Annotated in this window: 17 protein-coding genes; 11 read left to right on the plus strand and 6 right to left on the minus strand. The window is 67.6% G+C overall.

Going from position 1 to position 22,903, the window contains the following annotated elements:
- Positions 1–55: 55 nt before the first annotated feature.
- Positions 56–826: a substrate-binding periplasmic protein gene (locus tag PX653_RS25195; protein ID WP_277415385.1), complete on the minus strand. Its 771-nt coding sequence runs from the start codon at positions 824–826 to the stop codon at positions 56–58.
- A gap of 48 nt (positions 827–874) precedes the next feature.
- Positions 875–1,573 carry a dienelactone hydrolase family protein gene (locus PX653_RS25200; RefSeq protein ID WP_277415386.1) on the minus strand — a complete coding sequence of 233 codons (699 nt, stop codon included), beginning with the start codon at positions 1,571–1,573 and terminating at the stop codon, positions 875–877.
- A gap of 179 nt (positions 1,574–1,752) precedes the next feature.
- On the opposite strand from PX653_RS25200, the gene PX653_RS25205 reads away from it, so the two are divergent.
- Positions 1,753–4,629, plus strand: coding sequence for a bifunctional diguanylate cyclase/phosphodiesterase (locus tag PX653_RS25205; RefSeq protein ID WP_277415387.1), 2,877 nt, complete (start codon positions 1,753–1,755; stop codon positions 4,627–4,629).
- Here PX653_RS25205 and PX653_RS25210 read toward each other — a convergent pair.
- Positions 4,626–5,624 (minus strand): alpha/beta fold hydrolase, encoded by a 999-nt coding sequence (locus tag PX653_RS25210; RefSeq protein ID WP_277415388.1) that lies wholly within the window; start codon positions 5,622–5,624, stop codon positions 4,626–4,628. The genes PX653_RS25205 and PX653_RS25210 overlap by 4 nt on opposite strands.
- 221 nt (positions 5,625–5,845) lie before the next feature.
- On the opposite strand from PX653_RS25210, the gene PX653_RS25215 reads away from it, so the two are divergent.
- The 8 genes from PX653_RS25215 to PX653_RS25250 all read left to right on the plus strand — a co-directional run bounded on the left by PX653_RS25215 (position 5,846) and on the right by PX653_RS25250 (position 17,575).
- Positions 5,846–8,017: a DEAD/DEAH box helicase gene (locus tag PX653_RS25215; RefSeq protein ID WP_277415389.1), complete on the plus strand. Its 2,172-nt coding sequence runs from the start codon at positions 5,846–5,848 to the stop codon at positions 8,015–8,017.
- 365 nt (positions 8,018–8,382) lie between these two features.
- Positions 8,383–10,152 carry a TnsB C-terminal domain-containing protein gene (locus PX653_RS25220; protein WP_277415390.1) on the plus strand — a complete coding sequence of 590 codons (1,770 nt, stop codon included), beginning with the start codon at positions 8,383–8,385 and terminating at the stop codon, positions 10,150–10,152.
- 150 nt (positions 10,153–10,302) lie between these two features.
- Positions 10,303–11,271, plus strand: a complete 969-nt coding sequence (locus PX653_RS25225) for an IS1595 family transposase (protein ID WP_277415391.1) — start codon at positions 10,303–10,305, stop codon at positions 11,269–11,271.
- A gap of 293 nt (positions 11,272–11,564) precedes the next feature.
- Positions 11,565–13,154 carry a flavin monoamine oxidase family protein gene (locus PX653_RS25230; protein WP_277415392.1) on the plus strand — a complete coding sequence of 530 codons (1,590 nt, stop codon included), beginning with the start codon at positions 11,565–11,567 and terminating at the stop codon, positions 13,152–13,154.
- On the plus strand, positions 13,151–13,549 hold the full coding sequence (locus tag PX653_RS25235) for a c-type cytochrome (RefSeq protein WP_277415393.1): 399 nt from the start codon (positions 13,151–13,153) through the stop codon (positions 13,547–13,549). Before PX653_RS25230 ends, PX653_RS25235 begins: the two co-directional genes overlap by 4 nt.
- A 16-nt stretch (positions 13,550–13,565) precedes the next feature.
- Positions 13,566–14,063: a RidA family protein gene (locus PX653_RS25240; protein WP_277415394.1), complete on the plus strand. Its 498-nt coding sequence runs from the start codon at positions 13,566–13,568 to the stop codon at positions 14,061–14,063.
- A gap of 47 nt (positions 14,064–14,110) precedes the next feature.
- Complete coding sequence (locus PX653_RS25245; protein ID WP_277415395.1) at positions 14,111–16,564, plus strand: TonB-dependent receptor plug domain-containing protein; 2,454 nt, start codon at positions 14,111–14,113, stop codon at positions 16,562–16,564.
- A gap of 114 nt (positions 16,565–16,678) precedes the next feature.
- On the plus strand, positions 16,679–17,575 hold the full coding sequence (locus tag PX653_RS25250) for an alpha/beta hydrolase family protein (RefSeq protein WP_277415396.1): 897 nt from the start codon (positions 16,679–16,681) through the stop codon (positions 17,573–17,575).
- A gap of 1 nt (position 17,576) precedes the next feature.
- On the opposite strand, the gene PX653_RS25255 is transcribed toward PX653_RS25250, so the two are convergent.
- Together PX653_RS25255 and PX653_RS25260 are read right to left on the minus strand one after the other, a co-directional pair.
- On the minus strand, positions 17,577–17,927 hold the full coding sequence (locus tag PX653_RS25255; RefSeq protein ID WP_277415397.1) for a nucleotide pyrophosphohydrolase: 351 nt from the start codon (positions 17,925–17,927) through the stop codon (positions 17,577–17,579).
- Positions 17,924–18,376 (minus strand): GNAT family N-acetyltransferase, encoded by a 453-nt coding sequence (locus tag PX653_RS25260; RefSeq protein ID WP_277415398.1) that lies wholly within the window; start codon positions 18,374–18,376, stop codon positions 17,924–17,926. The genes PX653_RS25255 and PX653_RS25260 overlap by 4 nt, the downstream gene beginning before the upstream one ends.
- Before the next feature lie 116 nt (positions 18,377–18,492).
- Here PX653_RS25260 and pepN point away from each other — a divergent pair, with 116 nt between their 5' ends.
- Positions 18,493–21,132: an aminopeptidase N gene (pepN, locus tag PX653_RS25265; RefSeq protein ID WP_277415399.1), complete on the plus strand. Its 2,640-nt coding sequence runs from the start codon at positions 18,493–18,495 to the stop codon at positions 21,130–21,132.
- Between the two features lie 48 nt (positions 21,133–21,180).
- Here pepN and PX653_RS25270 read toward each other — a convergent pair whose 3' ends face one another.
- Positions 21,181–22,545: a M28 family peptidase gene (locus tag PX653_RS25270; protein ID WP_277415400.1), complete on the minus strand. Its 1,365-nt coding sequence runs from the start codon at positions 22,543–22,545 to the stop codon at positions 21,181–21,183.
- 134 nt (positions 22,546–22,679) lie between these two features.
- On the opposite strand from PX653_RS25270, the gene PX653_RS25275 reads away from it, so the two are divergent.
- Complete coding sequence (locus tag PX653_RS25275; RefSeq protein WP_277415401.1) at positions 22,680–22,901, plus strand: hypothetical protein; 222 nt, start codon at positions 22,680–22,682, stop codon at positions 22,899–22,901.
- Positions 22,902–22,903 lie beyond the last annotated feature (2 nt).

Raw genomic sequence — 22,903 nt, forward strand, 5'->3', positions numbered from 1 at the left:
ACGCCATCATGCCTGGCGACAGATGCGGTGTCTGTACGGCTCCGCACCCAGCCGTTCACGGCAGCCGGTAGTGGTCCAGGAAGCGGCGGAATTGCTCGTTGGAAAAAGCCTCGGAGGCGACGCGATCGAAGCGGGCAATGTCCGTCCGATCGGCTTTCAGCGAGTAGGCCATGAAGAACGTGCGTTCCGGCATGGGCAGGGGCACCAGGCGGATCTGCACCCCTTCCTGGCGCGCGTAATAACGGGGTGAATACTCGTTTTCAAAAAACACGGCATCGAGCCGGCCGGCGCGCAGCTTGCGCAGGTTGGCGGCCTGCCAGTCCGTGACGGCCAGCGGTTGCCAGTGAATGTCGACGCGGTCCAGCCCGGGCGGGATGGCGGAGCCCGCCACCCAGCCGATCTCCATGCCGGCCAGCGCCCGCAGCGACGGCACGCGGCGCAAGGCGCTGTCGCGCCGCACGGCCAGGTGCGGCCGGGTGCGCAGGTAAGTCCAGCCGAACGTGCCGATGCCCGGGCCGCGGTCGGTGGCGCCGCTGGTCAGCAGCAGCACGTCCAGCGTGCCGTTGCGCAGGCTTTCCATGGCCCGGCGCAGCGACGTGGGCGGCATCCACTGCAGCGGCACGCCCTGGCTGACGACGCGCCGCTCCAGGAAGTCGCGCAGTGCGCCCCGCAGCGGCACATCGGCCGTGCCGACGATCAGCGGCGCCACGACGAAGCCGCCCACGCGCAGCGGCGCGGCACCCGCGCAGGCAGGGCTCAGCAGGGACACGGCCGGCAGGCACGCGGCCAGCACGTACCGGCGCAACAGGACGGGCAAACGGGTCATGCCCGAATTCTAGCCCAGCCGCGTTTGCTCAGCAGGAAACTTTGTCCGTCACTGGTTTTCGCCGAGGAACAGCAGCGTGTGGCCGTGCGCCTCGACCGCCGAGCGCTGGTGGTAGGTCGAGCGGTGCGAGCAATTGAAGCCGTGCTCGGCGTCCGGGTAGACGTGCAACTCCACGTTGTCGCGGTCGCCGAACTTTTCCGCGATGCGCTTCACCGCATCGGCCGGGATGTGGGTGTCCTTGCCGCCGAAATGCAGCAGCAGCGGGATCGTCACGGCGTCGGCCCGGTCCAGCTGGTTCTGGATGCCGCCGCCGTAGTAGGCCACGGCTGCATCGACCGTGCCGTTGGCGGCCGCCAGGTACGACAGCAGGCCGCCGAAGCAGTAGCCCAGCGACGCCACTTTCTGGCCGGCGCCGACCCGCTCGCGCAACACCTGGACGGTGGCGGCCACGTCGGCCACGGCCTTGTCCGTATCGGTCTTCTGCTTCAGCTGGACGGCCTTCTGCCAATCGGCGTCGTCGTAGCCCAGTTCGATATGGGCGCCCTGGCGCCAGAACAGGTCGGGCGCCAGCACCACGTAGCCGTCCGCCGCGTATTGCTCGGCCACGGAGCGGATGTGCGCGTTGACGCCGAAGATCTCCTGAATCAGCACGATGCCGGGTCCCGTGCCGCCGCGCGGCAAGGCCAGGTATGCCTGAAACGTGCCGTCCTCACCCTGCACGTCGATCCATTGGGTATTGCTGTCCAAAGCATTCTCCTTGTAACGATTGTCGTTCGGAAGGGGCGCCGTACGCCCCGCGGGCAGCGCCGAGTATAGCCGGCCGGGGAGTGTCGCGCGCGCCACTGTCGTGCCAGGCGAAGCCTGCCGTGAGCGCGCGGCGGCGGCCTTAAACCATGCTACCCTTGACGTACCAACCATCTCGTAAAATGGCCCAGATTTTCGATAATCAACGCAGCCGACAGCCCGTCCGGCGCTGGCCCATCGCGGCCATGCTGGCGCTGCTGTGCGGATCGGTACTGACGGGCCTGTTGTTCACCGGTGTCAGCCGGCTGGAGCAGGACCGTCTCGTGCTCGCGTTTTCCCAGCGCGCGCACGTGCGCGAGTTCGCCCTCAAGGAAGGCATCAACAACGCCATCGACGGGCTGCGTTCCGTCAACCAGCTGTTCGTCAGCCAGCCTGGCGTCAGCCGCGATGAGTTCCGCCGTTTCACCCGGCCGCTGCTGGAGCGCTATCCTTACGTCCTGGGTTTCTCCTTCATGCGTTTCATCGGCAACGCCGAGCGCGGCGCGATGGAAGCGTCGCTGGGCCAGCAGGCCGCAGGCGCCCGGGTCACCGAGTTCCGCGACGGCGTCGTGGTGCCGGCCGGGGACCGGCCCCGTTACCGCGTGATCGAATACATCGAGCCGTACCGGGGCAACGAGCCGGCACTGGGCCTCGATTCGCTGTACTCCTCGGCCGACGAGGTGGCGCGCCAGCGTGCCTACGATACCGGCCTCCCCACCGCCAGTCCGCTGGTGACCCTGGCGCAAGCGCGCGAGACGGTCGGCATGCTGATCTCGATGCCGGTGTACCGCTTCGACCAGGCCTTGCCGGATGTGGCGACGCGCCGCGCGGCACTGGTCGGGGAGACGGCCGTGACCTTGCTGCCGGCGGAGATGGTGAGCATGATCCTGATGTCTTCCGGCCTGCACCATGTGCACCAGCAGGCCCGGCGCATCCAGGGCATCGGCCTGCACGTGCATGCGGGGCCGGAGCGCTCGACCCAGACGCTGGTGTATTACGCGCCACCACCGGAAGGGGGCCGGGCAGCGCTGGCGCCGCCGCTGTCCTGGCTGTATCCGCAGCCGCCCGCGCCGCTCGACGTGTCGCTTCCGGTGGCGGGGCGCACATGGCACGTGGTGGCCAGCATGAGCGACGAGATTCTCGTGGCGGACCACCTGGCATCGCTGTCCACGCTGATCCTGGGCATCCTGACGACGTTGCTGGGCACCGCCTACGTGCACACCCTCGCCACCCGCCACCGCGCCATTGCGCAGCGGGTGGACGAGCGTACGGCGCAACTGGCCGAGGCCAACCGTACCTTGCTGCTGCGCGAGAGGGCCATCGAGTCGAGCCGCAACGCCATCCTGATCGTGGCGGCGGAGGACGATTACCCGATCGTCTACGTCAACCCCGCGTTCGAGCGCAGCACGGGCTTCAGCGCGGGCGAAGTCATGGGCCGCAACCCGCGCCTGCTGTACCGGGACGACGTCGACCAGCCTGGCGCCGAGACGATCCGCACGGCGCTGCGCGAGCACCAGGACGGCAACGCCACCTTGCGCTACTACCGCAAGGACGGCACGCTGTTCTGGAGCGAGACGTACGTCTCGCCCGTGCGCGACGAGCATGGCGTCGTCACGCATTTCGTCGCGATCCAGCACGACATCACGGCAATGAAGGCCTACGAGACGGAGCTGCACCACCAGGCCACCCACGACGCGCTGACGGGCCTGCCGAACCGGGTGCTGCTGCACGACCGGCTGCAGCAGAACATCGCCCAGGCGGCGGCGCGCGGGCACAGCCTGTGGGTCGTCTCCATCGACCTGGACCGCTTCAAGTTCACCAACAGCCGGGTGGGCCACAAGGCGGGCGACCGCCTGCTGCAGCACGTCGCCGAGCGCCTGCAGGCGGCGGTGCGGCCCATCGACACGCTGGCACGCCTGGGCGGCGACGAGTTCGCGCTGATGCTGCTGCCGGAAGAGGGGGCGCGCAAGCCGTCGGTGGAACAGTTGCAGCGCGTCCTTGGCAGCCTGCACGGCCCGTTGCTGCTGGACGAGAAGGAGACGTTCATCGCCTGCAGCGCCGGCGTGGCGATCTACCCGGACCACGGCACCGATCCCACGATGCTGCTGGAGCGGGCCGACATCGCGATGTTCCGAGCCAAGGAGCTGGGCGGCGACAACTACAAGTTCTACACGCACGCGATGCGCGAGCAGCTGGGCGAGCGGGTGCAGATGGAAAGCGCGCTGCGCCAGGCGCTGGAGCGGGGCGAGTTCGTGCTGTACTACCAGCCCCAGGTCGATATCGGCAGCGGCCGCATCGTGGCGATGGAGGCGCTGATCCGCTGGCAGCATCCCGAGATGGGCATGGTGGCGCCAGGCCGCTTCATCCCGCTGGCCGAGGAGACGGGGATGATCCTGCAGATGGGCGCCTGGGTGCTGCGCAGCGCCTGCCAGCAGTTGCGCACGTGGCAGCGCGAGGGCCGGCGTCACCTGCGCGTGGCTGTCAACGTGTCGGCGCGGCAGATGGCCGAGCGCGACTTCGTGGGCAGCGTGGCGGACGTCCTGACGGAGGCCGACCTCGACCCGAATTGCCTGGAGCTGGAGCTGACGGAAAGCCTGGTCATGAACGACGTCGAACACGCCATCGCCGTCATGGTCCAGCTGAAGAAACTGGGCGTCAAGCTGGCGATCGACGACTTCGGCACCGGCTACTCCAGCCTGGCGCACCTGAAGCGCTTTTCGGTGGACGTCCTGAAGATCGACCAGGCCTTCGTGCGCGACCTGACGGTGGACCCGGACGATGCGGCCATCGTCACGACCATCATCGCGCTGGCGGCGAACCTGAACCTGCAGGTGATCTCGGAAGGCGTCGAGACGCTCGACCAGCTGTCGTTCCTGCGCGAACACGGCTGTTACCAGATGCAGGGCTATTACTTCAGCCGTCCCGTACCCGCCATGGCGTTCGGCGCGGTACTGGACGAGAACGATGCCCGCCTGGCCGCGGGCGAGCGGGTGCCGCTGGGGGTAGCGCTACATCGCTAGCGCGTTCCCTCCAGCGCCTGCAGCAGCGCCTTGTGGAACGCTTCCGGGTCTTCCATCTGCGGCGCATGACCCATGCCGGGGAACTCGATCAGGTGGGCCTGCGGGATCTTCTTCGCCGCCTCCTTGCCCAGCACCTTGTAGTTGCCCAGCTTCGCCTTCAGCTCGGGCGGGGCGATGTCGCTGCCGATGGCCGTGGTGTCGCCGTCGCCGATCATCAGCGTCACCGGCACCTTCAGGTTGGGGAATTCGTGCACGACCGGCTGGGTATAGATCATGTCGTAGATCAGCGCGGAGTTCCAGGCAACGATCTGGTGGCCGGGCCCCGCGTTCAGGCCCGCCAGCATGTCGACCCATTTTTCGTAGGCCGGCTTCCAGCGGTTCATGTAATAGGTGCTTTTCTCGTAGCTGCGCACGCTGTCGGCCGTCAGCTTCAGCTCGCGCTCGAACCACTGGTCGACGGTGCGGTACGGCACGCCCAGCGCCTTCCAGTCCTCCAGGCCGATCGGATTGACCATGACGAGGTGCGATACGGCCTGCGGATACATCAGCGCGAAGCGGGTCGCCAGCATGCCGCCGGTCGAATGGCCCAGCAGCGCGACCTTCGACACGCCGGCCTTCTGCAGCAGCGCCATGGTGTTCTGCGCCAGCTGCTGGAAGGTGTACTGGTAGTGCGGCGGCTTGGTGGACGCGCAAAAACCGATCTGGTCCGGCACGATGACGCGCCAGCCGGCGTCGGCCAGCGCCGCGATCGAAGCTTCCCACGTGGCGCCGCAGAAGTTCTTGCCGTGCAGGAGGACGATGGCGTGGCCGTTGCCGCCGCCTTTCGGGCGCACGTCCATGTAGGCCATCTTCATGGTCTGGCCTTGGGAATTGAAGCGGAACTGCTGCAGCGGATGCGGGTAGCGGAAGCCTTGCAGTTCCGGACCGTAGGCGGCCGCGGCGGCATCTGAGCCCAGGAGAACGGCCAGCGCACCGGCCAGGATCGATCGTAGCATGGTGGTCTTTCGGGTTGGGGGAGCCAGATATTAGTGTAAATGCGACAACTGTGCCGGACGGTTCGGCCGCCGCTGCCGGCACGATCTTTCCGAACAGTTCCGCCGACCGGGCCGGAACAGAGTAAACTACGCCCTTTCTGTCGCATGGGGCGATTCGAACAATAGGGAACCTGCACCACCATGAGCCGGCGTCGTTCCCGATAATTCTAGCGAGAACCGCAATGACTGCAACAACCCAGGAACCCATTCTGTTTACCGATCTCGACCTCAGCCCAGCGCTGATCAAGGTCCTGAAGGAGGTCGGCTACGAAGCGCCGTCCCCGATCCAGGCCGCCACCATCCCGCACCTGCTGGCCAACCGCGACGTGCTGGGCCAGGCCCAGACCGGTACCGGCAAGACGGCCGCGTTCGCGCTGCCGATCCTGTCGCGCATCGACATCCGCCAGAGCGCGCCGCAGGCCCTCGTGCTGGCCCCCACCCGTGAGCTGGCCATCCAGGTCGCCGAGGCATTCCAGCGCTATGCCGCCCATATCCCGGGCTTCCACGTGCTGCCGATCTACGGCGGCCAGAGCTACGGGCCGCAGCTGTCGGCCTTGCGCCGCGGCGTGCATGTCGTCGTCGGCACCCCCGGCCGCGTCATCGACCACCTGGACAAGGGCTCGCTGGACCTGTCGAAGCTGAAGACGCTGGTGCTGGACGAGGCCGACGAGATGCTGCGCATGGGCTTCATCGACGACGTCGAGCGCATCCTGCAGGAAACGCCGGAAGAGCGCCAGACGGCGCTGTTCTCGGCCACGATGCCGGCGCCCATCCGCCGCATCGCCAACACCTACCTGAACGATCCGAAGGAAGTGACCGTCGCGGCCAAGACGGGTACCGCGGAAAACATCCGCCAGCGCTACTGGCTGGTGTCGGGCATGCACAAGCTGGACGCGCTGACGCGCATCCTGGAAGCGGAGCCGTTCGACGGCATGATCATCTTCAGCCGCACCAAGCTGGGCACGGAAGAGCTGACGGAACGCCTGCAGGCCCGTGGCTTCTCGGCCGCGGCGATCAATGGCGACATGCAGCAGGCCGCGCGCGAACGCACCATCGGCCAGCTCAAGGAAGGCAAGATCGACATCCTGGTGGCCACCGACGTGGCCGCGCGCGGCCTGGACGTGGACCGCATCAGCCACGTCGTCAACTACGACGTGCCGTATGACTCGGAAAGCTACACCCACCGCATCGGCCGCACGGGCCGCGCCGGCCGCAGCGGCGAAGCGATCCTGTTCATCACCCCGCGCGAGCGCAACCTGCTGAAGTCGATCGAGCGCGCGACGCGCCAGCCGATCAAGCAGATGGAGCTGCCGTCGCTGCAGGCCGTCAACGACGTGCGCATCGCCCGCTTCAAGGACCAGATCACGGAAACCCTGGCGCAGGGCGGCCTGGAACAGTTCCAGCAGCTGGTCGAGGAATACGAGCAGGAACACGACGTGCCGGCCACGGAAATCGCCGCGGCGCTGGCCATGATGGCGCGCGGGAACACGCCGCTGCTGCTGGACAAGAAGGCCGAGAAGGGCTGGCACGAGGACGGCGTGCGTCCCGAACGGGCCGAGCGTGGCGACCGTCCGGAACGCGAGCGCGCCCCGCGCGCGGACCGCCCGGCCCTGCCGAAAAAGGAACGCATCCACCGCGAGCCGGACCCCGGCATGGCGACCTACCGCATCGAGGTGGGCTACGAGGACGGCGTCAAGCCGGGCAATATCGTGGGCGCCATCGCCAACGAAGGCGGCGTCGACTCGAAGAACATCGGTCGCATCGAGATTTTCGAGGACTACACGGTGCTGGACATGCCGGCCGACCTGCCGGCCGAAACGCTGCAGCTGCTGACCGGCGTGCGCGTGGCCGGACGCATGCTGCGCATCCGCCGCGATGGCGAGGCGGCACCGGAGGCGGCTGCCGCCCCGGCCGCGCCGGCCCGCAAGCCGGCCGAACGCAAACCCGTCGAGCGCAAGCAGAACCTGGATGCGATCGTCGAATCGGCGCTGACGGAAGACGACGCGCCGCCGAAGAAGAAGAAGGAAAAGCCGGGCAAGGTCAGCATGGCGATGCGGCCGTACCGTATCGAGGTGGGCAGCAAGCATGCGGCCACGCCGTCCAATATCGTGGGCGCCATCGCCAACGAAAGCGGCCTGGAAGCGCGCTACATCGGCCGCATCGAGATCTTCGACGACTACTCGATGCTGGAAATGCCGGAAGGGATGCCGCCGGAGATCTTCCAGCACCTGGGCAAGGTGTGGGTCGGCGGCCAGCAGCTGAAAATCAGCCTGGCCGACGCGATGCCGCCGGAGTCGGGCAAGCACACGCCGCCGAGGAAGCCGGTGGCCGGCAAGCCGAAGGCCAAGCGCTGATCGGGTCCGGTGCATGCGATATCACTAACGCGCGGTGCCTGACACTGCTGCCGCTAAGTTAAGGCGTATAGGTCAGCGAGCCGCTGGCTTATCCTCAAGCCCAGGACCAGGAACTGGGGTCAGACCCGCCGGGTCTGACCCCGGCCCTCTGCCGTAGGGGTTACTCATGCCGGCGGCCCGTTGGGGTGTCTTAACCTTGCGGCATTGGTGCCCACACCACGGGTTCATGCGATATCACGGTGCCCGCATGCACCAACATGGCAGTCCCAGCACCCAACGCCCGGCCCAGTGCCGGGCGTTTTGCTGTCCAGGCACTGGCCCAGAACTTGCATACACATCGGTATCACTCTCGACGAGGGGAAACGATGTTACTGCGAAACGATCTACTGCAATACGAGTCGCCCCGCCGCGTGGTGCGCATCCTGTGGCTTGCCCCGGACCGCAGCAGCGCGTACGTCTTCGACGTGGCCGCGCGGGCCTGCGAGGCCCGGCAGGTGCGTATCGCCACCCTGGAGGAGGACGTCAGCGCCGGCCGCGCCACGCGGCTCGCGGAAGATCCCTATCTGGTCGCCGTCAACCAGGACCTGCTGCCGCCGCGCCACGTGGAACTGCGCGACCGGGCCTGGCAGATCGTGGCCGAGCTGACCGCGCACGAGCCGGGTATCTACCAGGCGCGCCGGCGCGGCCAGCTGATCGCCGACTACACGGCGCGCTACGGTATTTCCCATCCCACCATCTATCGTTATCTGCGCCGCTACTGGCAGCGCGGCCAGACGCCCAATGCGCTGCTGCCGGACTACGGCAATTCGGGCGCGCGCGGCAAGACGCGCTCGTCTACCGTGGGCGTCAAGCGCGGCCGTCCCCGCAAGGAGGGTGCGCCACCGGGCGTCAACGTGGATACGGCGCTGCGCCGCGTCTTCCGCGTGGCTGCCGCCGACGCGACGGCGCGGCAGTCGCGCCGGGCGCTGTATGACGCGATGCTGGGCGACTTCTTCTGCCAGCGCAGCGTCGATGGCGCCACGGGGCGCGTGGTCCGGGCCGCGCAGCCGGAAGGTGCGCCCAGCTTCGGCCAGTTCGGCTACTGGCTGGAACAGGACAAGGTGCTGCAGCCGGTCCAGCGCCCGCTGCCTCTGCCCGGGGAGGCGGCGGTGCTCCAGCCGGGCAAGCCCGGCGCCGCCTTCCGCCTCGATGCCGTGCGCGCCGACGTGCAACTGGTGGCGCGCGCCGAGCGCGACCGGCTGGCCGGCCGCCCCGTTGTCTATGTCGCCAGCGACATCTTCAGCGGCATGATCGTCGGCTTCCATGTCAGCCTGGAAGAGCCGTCCTGGCAGCAGGCCGTGCTGGCGCTGGCGCACTGCGCGGCCGACAAGGTGCGCTTCGGCCAGCGCGTGGGACGCGCCATCGCGGCCGCCGACTGGCCCTGCCGCCACTTGCCGGAGCTGCTGGTGGTGCCGGGCGCGCTGCGGCCGCTCGACGGCGGCGGTGCCCTGCGCAACAACTTCGGCGTGCGCTGCATCAGCGGCACGCCGGACAGCGAAACGCTGCCGTGGCGCGCGGCACTGGAACGCCGCTGTTCCCTGCTGCCACTGCAGGCGCCGGCGGCCGGTGCGCAGATGGGCATGCTGGACGGCGTGCTCGATCTCGACCGGTTCACCCGCCTCGTGGCCGACGCGGCGCTGGAGCACAACCTGTTGCCGGCGCCGCACGGGCCGGCGCCGCTGCAGCTGTGGGACTGGGGCATGCGCCAGCGCGGCGCGGCGCTGAAGCAGTACCGTGAGGACCTGGTGCACTGCCTGCTGCTGCCCGTGCACGAGGCGCTCGTGACACCTGATGGCATCTGCCTGCACGACACGTACTACAGCTGCGCGCGTGCCATCGAGGAGCGCTGGTTCGAGCGGGCCCGCCTGCGCGGGCGCTGGACGGTGCGCCTCGCCTGCGACCCGGCCGACGTCGAGCGCGTCTACCTGCTCGATCCGGCCGCGCCGCTGCAGTTCCACCGCTGCCACGTGACGGAGCGCAGCAGTGCGCAGCGGGCGCTGTCGCGGGCGGACGTCGCACCGCTGCCGCAGCCGGCGCTGCTTCCGGCCGGCCAGCATGCCAGCTACGAGCGCCGGGTCGGGCGATTGGCCGGCTGATTGCACAGTTTCCTTCGGTAGGGTGATCTCCACCCTTTCTTCACGCGCCTTCGGGCGCGTTTTTTTTTGGGCGCTGTGCCCCGGCCGTAATGAACTTCCCGGCGCGACCGCAGTCTCACTCATCAGGCAGCCACGCTTGGGGAGGAGATGATGGAAACGCAGCAATTCGAAGCCGCACAGGTCCAGGTATTGCAATGGTTGACGCAGCTGACCGGCAAGCAGGCCGATGAACTCCGGAACATCTTCGATCGCTGTTCGTCGCTGGCCGAGTGCCTGGCGATCCTCGCGGAAGCCGGCAGTAAACTGCGCCACTGTCCCCATTGCGAGGGGGACCGGCTCTATCGCCACGGCGTCTATCGGGGCCTGCAGCGCTACCGGTGTCGCCAGTGCGGCGCCAGCTTCAATGTGCTGACGAAAACGCCCCTCGCGTTCATCCGATTGCGGGAAAAATGGTTGCCTTTCCTGCAGTGCATGCTGCACTCGATGACAGTGCGGGGCGCAGCCAAGGCGATTGGCATTCACCGCAACACGAGCTTCCGCTGGCGCCACCGCTTCCTGGCGATGGCCAAGGACGCGCGGGCACTGCCGCTCGATGGCATCGTCGAGGCGGACGAAACGTATTTATTGGAATCGCAAAAAGGTTCGCGCCACCTGACCCGTCCTGCGCGGCGGCGAGGCGGCAGCGCCAGCCATCGGGGGCCGGGCAAGGAACATGATTGCATCCTGGTCGCCTGTAACCGTAGCGGCAAGGCGTGCGATTTCGTCCCCGGGCGCGGGCCGGTAACGGCGCAGCAGTTGCATGATTGCCTGCCACCCGTGCTGGCGCCAGGCATCCTGCTCGCGACCGACAGTGCAGTCGCCTATCGGGCATTCGCCACCGCGGCGGGCATCGCACATGAAACGGTGAACCCCCACGCCGGCATCCGCGTGAACGGCCTCATCCACGTACAGACTGTCAACAGCCATCACGGCCGCTTCAAAGGGTGGCTGGGGCGCTTCCTGGGTGTCGCCAGCCGCCACCTGCCCAATTACCTGGGCTGGCGGCACGTGCTGGACGCCAGCCGGGTTACGCTGCCGCAGCATTTCCTGCGCGTAGCGCTGATGCTCGACGTCATCTAATTACCGATGGGCTACTTCACTGCGACGGGGGCACAGCGCCTTTTTTTATGCGTTGACGTGGTGCACGCCGGCAAGCAGCCAGGCTGGCGAACGGACTTTGCCGCGAGAGATCGCATCGAACAAAGTGCTGACGTCGCACCTGCTGGCGCCGTTGCCGGCGAGCTGTCCCCGTCGAGCCGAACCGACATCATTCGTTCGACCGAAATCAGTGCTTTCCAACCCGCGAATGGCACACCGATTGCTTTTATATCCCCATGCAAGTGAGAGCAATGTCAACCGCCTGGAGGGTTCTGATGGAGAGTGGATCGGTGGGATCGGCGACGCGGCGGGGCTTCCTGTACCGCGCCGCCGCGGTCGGGGGCACGGGGCTGCTGCTGAACGCGATGAACGCGTGGGGCATGGGGATCGCGTCGACGATGTCCGGGCCGCCCGTGCTGAGCGGCAGCGGCAGGGGCAAGTCCGTCGTCATCCTGGGTGCCGGGCTGGCGGGGCTGACGGCGGCCTATGAATTGAACAAGCTGGGGTATCGCGTACAGGTGCTGGAGGCGCGCGGTTTTGCCGGCGGCCGCTGCCAGACCGCGCGCAAGGGCTTCGAGCTGACGGAACTGGGCGGCGAGACGCAACGCTGCGCGTTCGACGACGGCCAGTACATCAACCACGGCCCGTGGCGCATTCCGCTGCACCACCAGTCCACGCTGCACTACACGCGCCTGTTCGACGTGCCGCTCGAAGTGATGGTGAACGATAACGACCATGCGTTCGTGTACCTGGAAAACGGCGGGCCGCTGTCGAAGCAGCGGCTGCGTCCCGCGCAGGTCAAGGCGGACCTGCGCGGCCACGTCGCCGAACTGCTGGCCAAGTCCGTGCAGAACCACCAGCTCGACAAGCAGCTGACCGCCGACGACCAGCGCGCGCTGCTGGACTACCTGGCCCACGAGGGCCAGCTGGGCAGCGCCGACCTGCGCTACAAGGGCCGCACGGGACGGGGCTTTGCCGTCAATCCCGGCGCCGGCATGAATCCGGGCCCGGGCACGCCATCCGACCCGCTGGGCCTGTCCGAGCTGCTCGCCTCCGGCGTGGGCAAGGTGTACAGCGCGGTGCAGGATTTCCCCATGCAGAACACCATGTTCCAGCCCGTCGGCGGCATGGACCGGATCCCGAAGGCGTTCGAGAAACGGGTGGGACGCTTCATCCGCTACCACGCCGAAGTGCAGTCGATCCGCCATGGCGAGAAAAACGTCACCGTGGCATTCAAGGACACCGCCGGCGGCAAGGTGCAGTCCGTGTCGGCCGACTACTGCCTGTGTACCTTGCCGCTGTCGGTGCTGCGCATGGTCGATACCGATTTCTCCGAACCGTTCAAGGGCGCCATCAAGGCGGTGGCCTATGCGCCGGTCGGCAAGATCGGCCTGCAGATGAAGCGCCGCTTCTGGGAAGAAGACGACCATATCTACGGCGGCCACGTGCTGACCGACATCCCCGGCATCAACACGATCTCGCTGCCGTCGTCCGGATGGCAGAAGAAGAAGGGCGTGCTGCTGGGGTACTACAACTACCAGACCGCCGCCATCGAAACCAGCGCGCTCACCCCGGCCGAGCGGGCCGAATTCGCGCTCGCGGCCGGCGAGAAGATCTTTCCGGCCTACCGCGAGTCGTTCGACAGTGCGTTCTCGGTGGCCTGGCACCGCGTGCAGTACAACCTGGGCGGCTGGGCCGAGTGGACCGAAGAAAGCCGCAAGGCCGCCTATCCCGTGCTGCTGGAAGGGGAGGGGCGCGTGCTGCTGGCGGGCGAACACCTGAGCTACCTGACGGGCTGGCAGGCCGGCGCCATCGAATCGGCATGGCAGCAGCTGGCGCGTATCCATGAAAGGGCCAACGCATGAGGCGCGTTCCTGCCACGCTGGCCGCGCTGGTCGCGCTCTCTTGCTGCGCCTTGCCGTCCTACGGGGCCGACGGCAAGGCCGTGTTCCAGAAAAGCTGCGCCGCCTGCCACCAGGCCAGCGGCAAGGGGATTCCGGGCGCTTTCCCCGCGCTGGCCGGCAGTGCGTTCGTGCAGGGGCCCGCGCAGGACCCCGCCACGGTACTGCTCAAGGGGCGCGGCGGCATGCCGGACTTTTCCGCCAGCCTGTCCGACGCCGACCTGGCCGCCGTGCTGACGTACGTGCGTTCCAGCTGGGGCAACAGCGCCGGCGCGCTGACCGAGCAGGAGGTCGCCGCGCTGCGCGCCCAGCTGCAGGCAACCAAATTCGCCGCCAGCCAACCGTCCAACAAACATTGACCAAAAAGGGAGCACCATGAAACAGACCGCCATCGCCTTGACGTTCCTGCTGTCCGCCGCCGCCAACGCCCAGGACATCGTGCGCCACAAGATTCCCGGCTCCGACTTCCCCATCGCGCAAGCGGTGACGCTGCCGCCCAACGCAACGATCCACTTCATCAGCGGGCAGGTGCCCCCGGTCGTCGACAAGGCGGCCAATCCCGACTCGCTGGCGGCCTACGGCGACACGAGGATGCAGACGATGGGCGTGCTGAAGAGGATCGACGACATCCTCAAGTCGATGAACCTCACGATGGCCGACGTCGTCAAGATGCAGGTCTTCCTGGTCGGCGATCCGGGCAAGGGCGGCCGCGCCGACGTCAAGGGTTTCATGGCGGCGTACACGCAGTTCTTCGGCGCCAGCGCCCAGCCCAACCCCCAGCCGAACCTGCCGGCACGCGCCGTCATGCAGGTGGCCGGCCTGAATTCGCCCGGCTGGCTGGTGGAGATCGAGGTGGTCGCCGCCAAAAAATAAACGCCGCCTCCGTCTTCCCACCGCCACCAAGAATAAAGGACCACGCAATGCACAAGGCCATCATCACTTCCGGCGCCACCGCCATGCTGCTGCACACCGGCATCGCCCTTGCCGATCCCGCCGCCGACCCGCAAACGGAAGTCGTCGGGGCCGCCGGCGCACCGGCGTCGGTGGGTGCCGTCATCGTGACGGGCACCCGCGCCAGCGGACTGAAAGCGGAAAACAGCGCCTCGCCGATCCAGGTCCTGGATGCCGCGTCGCTGCAGCGCACCGGCCAGCCGGACCTGATCCAGGCCATCGCCCAGAACATCCCGTCGTTCACGGCGCAGGCATTCGGCGGCGATACCGCCAACCTGACACTGTCGGCACGGCTGCGTGGCCTGTCGCCCAACAACACGCTGGTGCTCGTCAACGGCAAGCGCCGGCACGGGACCGCCAACCTGGCCGTGCTGGGCGGGCCCTACCAGGGCGGCGCGGCGGCGGACCTGAACTACATTCCGGTGGCCGCCATCGACCATATCGAAGTGCTGCAGGACGGCGCCGCCGCGCAGTACGGCACCGATGCGATCGCCGGTGTCGTCAACATCATCCTGAAGTCGAACAACCAGGGCTTGTCCGGCAACGTCAACGGCGGCCGCTATGGCGACGGCGGCGGCAACACGGGCGACGGCACCGCCAATATCGGCTTCACGCCGATGGCCAATGCGTTCGTCAGCCTGACGGCGGAGTCGCGCTACCACGGCTACAGCGACCGCGGCGGCATCGACCCACGGGTGCTGGACCCCGGCAACCTGGCCAGCCAGCCGTTGTTGCAGGCGCCCGGCTATCCGTACCTGAACAAGATCTCGGGCGACGCCCAATACCACCTGCACACGCTGGCGCTGAACGCCGGCTACGACATCGACGACGACACGGCCTTGTACGCCTTTGCCACCGCCGGCCGCAAGCACGCCCGCGCCCACGAGAACTACCGCATGCCGAGCCGGCTGCCGGCCGTCTATCCGCTCGGTTTCGACCCCAAGGAGACGATGAAGGAAACGGATTACGCGGTCACCGCCGGTGCGCGCGGCAAGATCGCCGGCGCATGGCACTGGGAGCTGTCGACCACGTATGGCCGCGACGAGGCGAAGATCGGCGTCGAGGACAGCGCCAACGTCTCCCTGTACAACGACACGGGCGCCACGCCGACGTCGTTCGCGGCCGGGGAATTCGTTGCCAGCCAGTGGACCAACAACTTCGACGTCAGCCGCGAGGTGCAGATGGGCTGGGACAAGCCGTCCACGTTCGCGCTGGGCCTGGAGCACCGCGTGGACCGCTACGAAATCGTGGCGGGCGATCCGGCCTCGCGCTACAAGGAAGGTTCGCAGTCGTACCCCGGTTTTTCGCTGACCGATGCGGGCAAGCACAGTCGCAACAACAAGGCGATCTATGCCAACTTCATCAGCTTCCCGCTGCCGGGCCTGACGGTGGACCTGGCCGTGCGCTACGAGCACTTCAGCGATTTCGGCAACGCCAAGGTGGGCAAGCTGACCAGCCGCTACGACGTGACGCCGACGATCGCCGTGCGCGGCACCTACAGCAACGGCTTCCGCGCGCCGACCCTGGCCGAACAGTACTACTCGGCCACCAACGTCTCGCCCACCAGCGCGTTCGTGCAACTGGCGCCGAACTCCGTTGGCGCCAGGCTGGTCGGCATCGACGGACTGAAACCGGAGGCGTCCACCAATATCTCGGCCGGCCTGGTGCTGAACCCGGCCAACAACGTCTCCGTGACGCTGGACGCCTACCAGATCAAGATCCGCGACCGCATCGTCGGCAGCGGCGCGCTGTACGGTTCCGGCGGCGCCGTCAATTCGCCCGCCGTCGTGGCGGCGATCCTCGCCAACGGCAACGTGCTCGACCCGACCGTCAGCGAGACGGGCATCAACATCTTCTCGAACGCCGTCAACACCCGTTCGCGCGGGGTGGAGCTGGTAGCTACGGTCAACAGCAACTACGGCGACCTGGGTCGCGTCGACTGGTCGCTGGCCGCCAACTACAACCAGGTGCGCGTCACGAAGATCAACCAGGCGCCCGCCCAGCTGGTGCCGCAAAGCCTGCTGGACCGGACCGCGATTTCCAACCTGGAGACGGCGTCGCCGCGCGCCCGCGTCAACCTGGGTGCGCTGTGGAAGCTGGGCGCGTGGACCGTCAACCTGCGTGAGGCGATCTACGGCAAGTCGTACAACTACGAATCGCCGGACGGCGGCACCTACTTCAAGAACGAGGTCAAGACCAAGGCGATCACGGACCTGGAGCTGAGCTACAAGGTCAACAACCACTGGACCGTCTCGGCCGGCGCCAACAACCTGTTCAACCAGTACCCCGACCAGGTCAACGCCGACCTGCTGGCCACCTACCGGGCGGACCTGAACAACGCGGCCGTGACGATCTATCCGTCGTTCTCGCCGTTCGGCATCAACGGCGGCTACTACTACGCGCGGGCCAGCTTCAAGTTCTGACCAGCCCGTGTCCACCATGGGGTCACACCCCGACATGGACACGGCCCCGGCTATTCCCATGCAGGGCAGGGCGCGTTATGCTGCGCTCTGCCCTGTTTCATTGCCGAGGAAGCCATGCGCAAGCCGATCCGCCATTCCCTGCTGGCCGCCGCCGGTACCTTGTTGACCACTGCCGCAGTGTCGGCGCCGATGTCGCTGCAGGACTACCTGGCGCTCGGCGGCCCCCAGCCGGACGCCCACGTTGCCTACGGTCCGGCGCCCTCGCAATTCGCCGAGTTGTTCCGGCCTGCGGGCAACGGGCCGTTTCCCGTCGTCGTGCTGATCCACGGCGGCTGCTGGACGGTGGAGTTCGGCGGCATCACGCAGATGCGCAATATGGCGGGGGCCCTGAAAGCGCAGGGGATCGCGGTCTGGAACGTGGAGTATCGCCGGCATGACGAAGCGGGCGGCGGCTATCCCGGCACCTACCAGGACATCGCCACGGCCGTCGACCGCCTCAAGCAGGAAGCGCCCGCGCACCGGCTCGACCTGGCCCGCATCGTGGCCGTCGGCCATTCGGCGGGCGGCCACCTGGCGCAATGGGCGGCCTCGCGGCATCGGCTGCCGGCCTGGAGCCCGGCGTATGCGCGCGATCCGCTGGCGCTGCCGGCGGTGATCAGCCTGGGCGGCCTCGCCGACCTGCGCCACCAGGCCGCGCTGATCAAAAGCAGCTGCGAGCGCGACACGGTGCAGCTGGCGGGCACGCCAACGGCCGCGCGGCCGGACGTGTTCGCGGACACGTCGCCCGCCGAGCTGCTGCCCGCCGCCATCCGCACGATCCTGATCCATGGCGAGCACGACATTGTGTCGCCGCCGTCCACCGGCACTGCCTATGCCGCCCGGGCCCGCGCCGCCGGCGATGCGGCCGAAGTCATCGTGCTGCCGGGTGCCAGCCATTATGACGAGGTGGCGGCCACTTCTCCGGCGTGGGCGATTGTCGGGCGGGAGATCCGCAAGGCGCTCGGGTTGTAACTCAGTACTCGTCGTACTTGCGCGCATCCCCCCGCACCTGCGCGGCCGGATACTTGGCCGCGTTGAGCGCCAGCTTCTCCAGCGCCGCTGCGTGCAGGTCGACGTCCAGCTGGTCGGCCAGCTGCACCAGGTACAGCAGCACATCCGCCAGTTCGTGGCGCACGCCTTCGCGCTTGCGCTCATCCAGTTCGGCCGGCGCGCCGGTCGCCAGCCACTGGAAATGTTCGGCCAGTTCCGCCACTTCCACCGACAACGCCATCGCCAGGTTCTTCGGCGTATGGAACTGCTGCCAGTCCCGTTCCGCCGCGAACGCGCGGGTCAGGTCGCGCAGGTGATGCAGACTGTCGCTCATGCCAGCGCCTTGGCCATGAAGACGGACAGCGGATCGTCCGGATAGTCGCCGAACGGGCCCCGGTATTTGTACCCCAGGCGTTCGTACAGCGCCAGGGCTTCGGGCATCGTGGGGCCGGTTTCCAGCATCAGCGCCGTGCAGCCGTGGGCGCGGGCCTGCAGCTCCAGGGTTTCCAGCAGGCGGCGCGCCGCACCCTGGCCACGCGCGGCCGGACGCACGTACATGCGTTTCACCTCGCCATAGGCGGGCGTGACGACGATGGCGGCGCAGCCGATGGCGGCGCCGTCGTGGGCGCGGGCCACGGCGAACAGCACGTTCGGCTGCGTCAGCGACGACACGTCCAGCGCATACACGTTCTCGGCGGGATAGAGCGAATACAGGTAGGTATCCAGTTCGGCGATCAGGGCGTGGACGTCCGGCTGGTCGGCCGTTTCAAAAGAGATCTGCATGGTGGCAAAGGCGATTTTCAAAGAATTATTCGGTGGGGTCGATGGTATCATCCCCGCGCCGCTCATTCGGGGCCGACTGAGGGCCAGCCACTGAACACATCCCGATAAGGATAACGATGAAATCGCCGATCTCCCTCGCTGTTGCCCTCGCGTGCAGTACCGCCCTGGTGGCGGGCACGGTCCCCGCGCATGCCGCGGCCCGTGCCGACAATGCCTGGCTGTCGCAAGCCGATGCCGAAGCGCGCGCCGCGCGCGTCTCCAACGTGGCCTATGCGCTGGACTTCACGTTGACCGGCAAGGAAACCTTTGCCGCCACCACCACCTTGCAGTTCGACCTGAAGGATGCCACCGAGCCGCTCACGGTGGACCTGGACAAGGCGACGATCAAGTCGCTCACCGTCAACGGCAAGGCCGTCGCGCCGCGGTACAACAACTGGTTCATCACGCTGGCCGCCGCCGACCTGAAGGCCGGCCGCAACGAAGTGATCGTGCGCTACGAGCGGCCGCACAGCACCAATGGCGAAGGCCTGCACCGCATGGTCGACCCGGTCGATGGGCGCGTCTACACGTATTCGCACTTCGAGCCGGCGGCCGCGCACCAGATGTTCGCGCTGTTCGACCAGCCCGACCTGAAGGCGACGTACCAGGTCAACGTGACGGCGCCGGCCGACTGGGTCGTCGTCTCCACCACGCGCGAGTCGTCGGTGCGCGACACGGACGGCGGCAAGCGCTGGACGTTCCCGGCCACGAAGAAGCTATCGGCCTATAACTTCTCGCTGCACGCGGGCCCCTACAAGATCTGGGAGGACGCCAGCGCCAAGTACCCGATGCGGCTGTTCGCGCGCCAGTCGGTGGCATCGCAGATCGATCCGGCCGTATGGTTCAACTTCACGAAACAGGGCCTGGCGTTCTTCGACGATTACTTCGGCATTCCGTACCAGTTCGAAAAATACGACCAGCTGCTGGTGCCCGACTTCCTGTACGGCGCCATGGAAAACGCCGGTGCGATCACGTTCGCGGAAGCGCGCTTCCTGCACAAGGACAAGATGACGACCGACCAGCGCCACGCGCTGGCCAGCGTCATCATGCACGAGATGGCGCACCAGTGGTTCGGCGACCTGGTGACGATGAAGTGGTGGAACGGCCTGTGGCTGAACGAGAGCTTCGCCTCGTTCATGGGCACGCTGGGCACGGCGGAATCGACGGAATTCAAAAACGCGTGGCAGTACTTCTATTCCAACGCCAAGGCGGGTGCCTACCGCCAGGACGACTCGCCCGGCACGCACCCGATCGAAGTGCCGGTGCCGACCACGGCGAATGCCTTCGACAACATCGACGCGATCACCTACGCGAAAGGCGCATCGACGCTGAAGCAGTTGCGCCACCTGCTGGGCGAGGAGACGTTCCGCAAGGGCGTGCACAACTACCTCGTCAAGTACCAGTTCCGCAACGCGCAGCTGGACGATTTCATCGGCAGCCTGGCCGAGGCGGCGGGACGCGACCTGGGCCCGTGGACGCAGCAGTGGCTGTACCAGCCCGGCGTCAACACGATCGCCGCGCATTACTCCTGCAAGGCAGGCAAGATCGACGCGTTCACGCTGCGGCAGACGGCGCCGCAAGCCTACCCCGTGCTGCGCGAGCAGCGCGTGCAGGTGGCGCTGTTCGATGCCGGCGGCAAGGCGCTGAAGCTGGAACGCAGCGTACCGGTCACCTACCAGGGGGCGGCCACGGCGGTGCCGGCCCTGCACGGCGCACCGTGCCCCGACCTCGTCTACCCGAACTACCAGGACTGGGGCTTCGCCAAGGTCAAGCTGGACGAGCGCTCGTTCGCCACCGCCCGCAAGGACGTCAGCAAGGTGGCCGATCCGCTGCTGCGCGCGATGCTGTGGCAGAGCATGTGGGATGGCGTGCGCGATGGCGCGCTGCCGTTGAATGAATTCCTGCAGACGGTACTGAACAACGCGCCGCGCGAAACCGACTATGCGCTGCTGGGCAATGTGCTGGACAAGGTGCACGCCAGCCACGCCTACCTGCAGCGCATGGCACCGCAGGCGGCCTACACGCGCAAGGTGCGCCAGTCGCTGGAGGACATGGCGTGGCAGGGCGTACGCACGGGCACGGACGCGAACTTCAAGCGGCGCTGGCTGACGGCCTATATCGACGTGGCCGCGAGCCGCGAAGCGCTGGCGCGCCTGGCTGGCCTGCTGGCCGGGGAAGGCGTGCCGCAAGGCGTGACGGTCAGCCAGGACGTGCGCTGGATCATCGTTCGCAAGCTCAACGAGCGCGATGCGCCGGGCAGCGCGGCCCTGCTGGCGGCGGAACAGCAGCGCGACAAGTCCGACACCGGCTCGGCGGCCGCGCTGGCGGCCACCGTCGTGCGCCCGGACGCCCAGGTCAAGGGCGAGTGGCTGGCGCAGATCGCCGACCCGCAAACCAGGCTGCCGTTCGCGCGCATCCGCACGGCGATGGAAAACCTGTACCCGTCCTCGCAAGCGGCGCTGGCCGAACAGACGGCCGAGCGGCGCCTGGCGCAGCTGCCGGAGCTGGACAAGGCCGCAGGCCCGGTCTTCATGCGCGCCTATGCCGGCACGCTGATCCCGACGGGCTGCACGCCGCAAAGCGTGCAGCGCCTGGCCGACGCGGCAGCCAAGTACACGACGCTCTCCACCGGCGCCCGCCGCACGCTGCTGGCCCTGCAGGACGAGGACCGCCGCTGCGTGGCGGTGCGGCAGGCCTTGACGGTGCCGCTGGACTAAGTCTCGCGGGCACGAAACCCGACGGTGCCTGTCACCTGCGGGTTTGTTTCAGCGCTGCGGCAGCGGGTAGGTTGCCGGGCTGACGTTGCCGTCCTTGTCGACGGCCTGCACGCCGAAGAACACATTGTCCTTCGACAGGTCGCTGCGGAACGACGTGACGTTGCCGACGAACTTCGCGCCCTGCCAGTTGGCGGCGGTGGTCTCGCGCCAGACCACGCGGTAGCCGGCCAGGTCGGGCTCCTTGTTGGGCTGCCACGTCAGGTCCGTCTTGTTGTCCAGCTTGGCCGTCAGAACCCTGACGTCGCGCGGTGCGGCCGGGGCCAGCGCCAGCGAGGCCAGCGCGGCCGCGTTGACGCGCGCCACCTGCGCCGTGTAGCCGCTGTCGACGAACTCGATCAGGTCGCCGTACTGCGTGCCGCCTTCCTTGCGCAGGTCCTGGTGCTGGTGGCGGAAGTCCTCGGCCGGTTCCGTGAAGCGCAGCGCCGCGTAGCCCTGTTCCAGGAACGGGATATGGTCGCCGCCGCGCAGGTAGCGGTCGCGCCGCTGGATCACCGTCACCTTGAAGTTCTTCACGTAGCGTTCGCCCGTCTCCTTGACGTGGCGGGCCAGCTGGCGCGACGGCGAGTCGTTTTCGCCGCCGGTCTGGATCAACGTGCGCAGCGCATCCGGGACTTCCTTCAGCGCCGGGATGCCCTCGGCGAACAGCCGCACCTGCTTGTCGTCGCGCTTGCCGTTTTCGTCGACCGAGCTGCCGATGATGTCGTTGGTGAACATGCCCGCCACGTCGACGTTGTTCTTGCGGGCTTGCTCGGCCCAGTGGCCGGCGCCGAACAGGCCTTGCTCTTCCGCCGCCACGGCCATGAAGACCAGCGTCGCGTCGAACTGGCGCTTGGCCATCACGCAGGCCAGTTCCATCACGGCGGCGGTGCCGGAAGCGTCGTCGTTGGCGCCTGGGGCGTCGCTGGTGGCGTCCATCACGTCCGTCACGCGCGAATCGTAGTGGCCGGAGACGACGTAGACCCGGTCCTTCGCCTGCGCCTGCGTGCCGGGCAGGGTGGCGACGACGTTGACGATCTCGGTCGGCTTCGACAGGCGCGGCGCGACAGGGTGCACGTGGCTGTCGAACGTCACCTGCAGCTTGCCGGCGCCGCAGCGTTCCAGTTCGGCCTTGATCCAGCGCCGCGCGGCGCCGATGCCGCGCGTGTCCGATTCCGTCTCGGACATCGTGTGGCGCGTGCCGAAGCCCACCAGTTTTTCAATGTAGCCGTGGATGCGCTGCGGGGAGATTTCGCGCACGATGGCGTCGATGTCGGCCTGGCGTTTCGGCGCGCCGGTGTCGGCAGGTGCCGCCGCGGCCATCGCGCAGGCGGACAGGAGGACGGCGCAGGCCACGGGTTTCATGGGGACGGGCATGGTTTTCCTTGTTCGGTGGATGGCGAATCTGCAGGCAAAGCTGCAAACCACCCCCAAGCTTACCTCAACCGGCGCTACGGCTGCGCACTGCGCTAGAATGCCCGCCTGATCCAACACCGCGAGCGGGAACTGCCATGACCTACGAAGAATACCTGGACGAAGTCACCACCTTGATCTTCGAAAAATACAACGTGACCGAGAAGCAGGCGATCACGATGGTGATGCGTGCGCAGGACGCGGAATTCTTCGTGCGCCATGACGACGACGAGAAGCTGCGCAACGTCGACCAGGCCCATGCCGATGCCAAGGCGCTGTACGCGGCCGCGCAGCAGGCGCAGCCGCCACGGCGCAAATAGGC

It is taken from the genome of Pseudoduganella chitinolytica (genome assembly GCF_029028125.1).
In the GTDB taxonomy this organism is placed as follows: Bacteria; Pseudomonadota; Gammaproteobacteria; order Burkholderiales; family Burkholderiaceae_D; genus Rugamonas; species Rugamonas chitinolytica.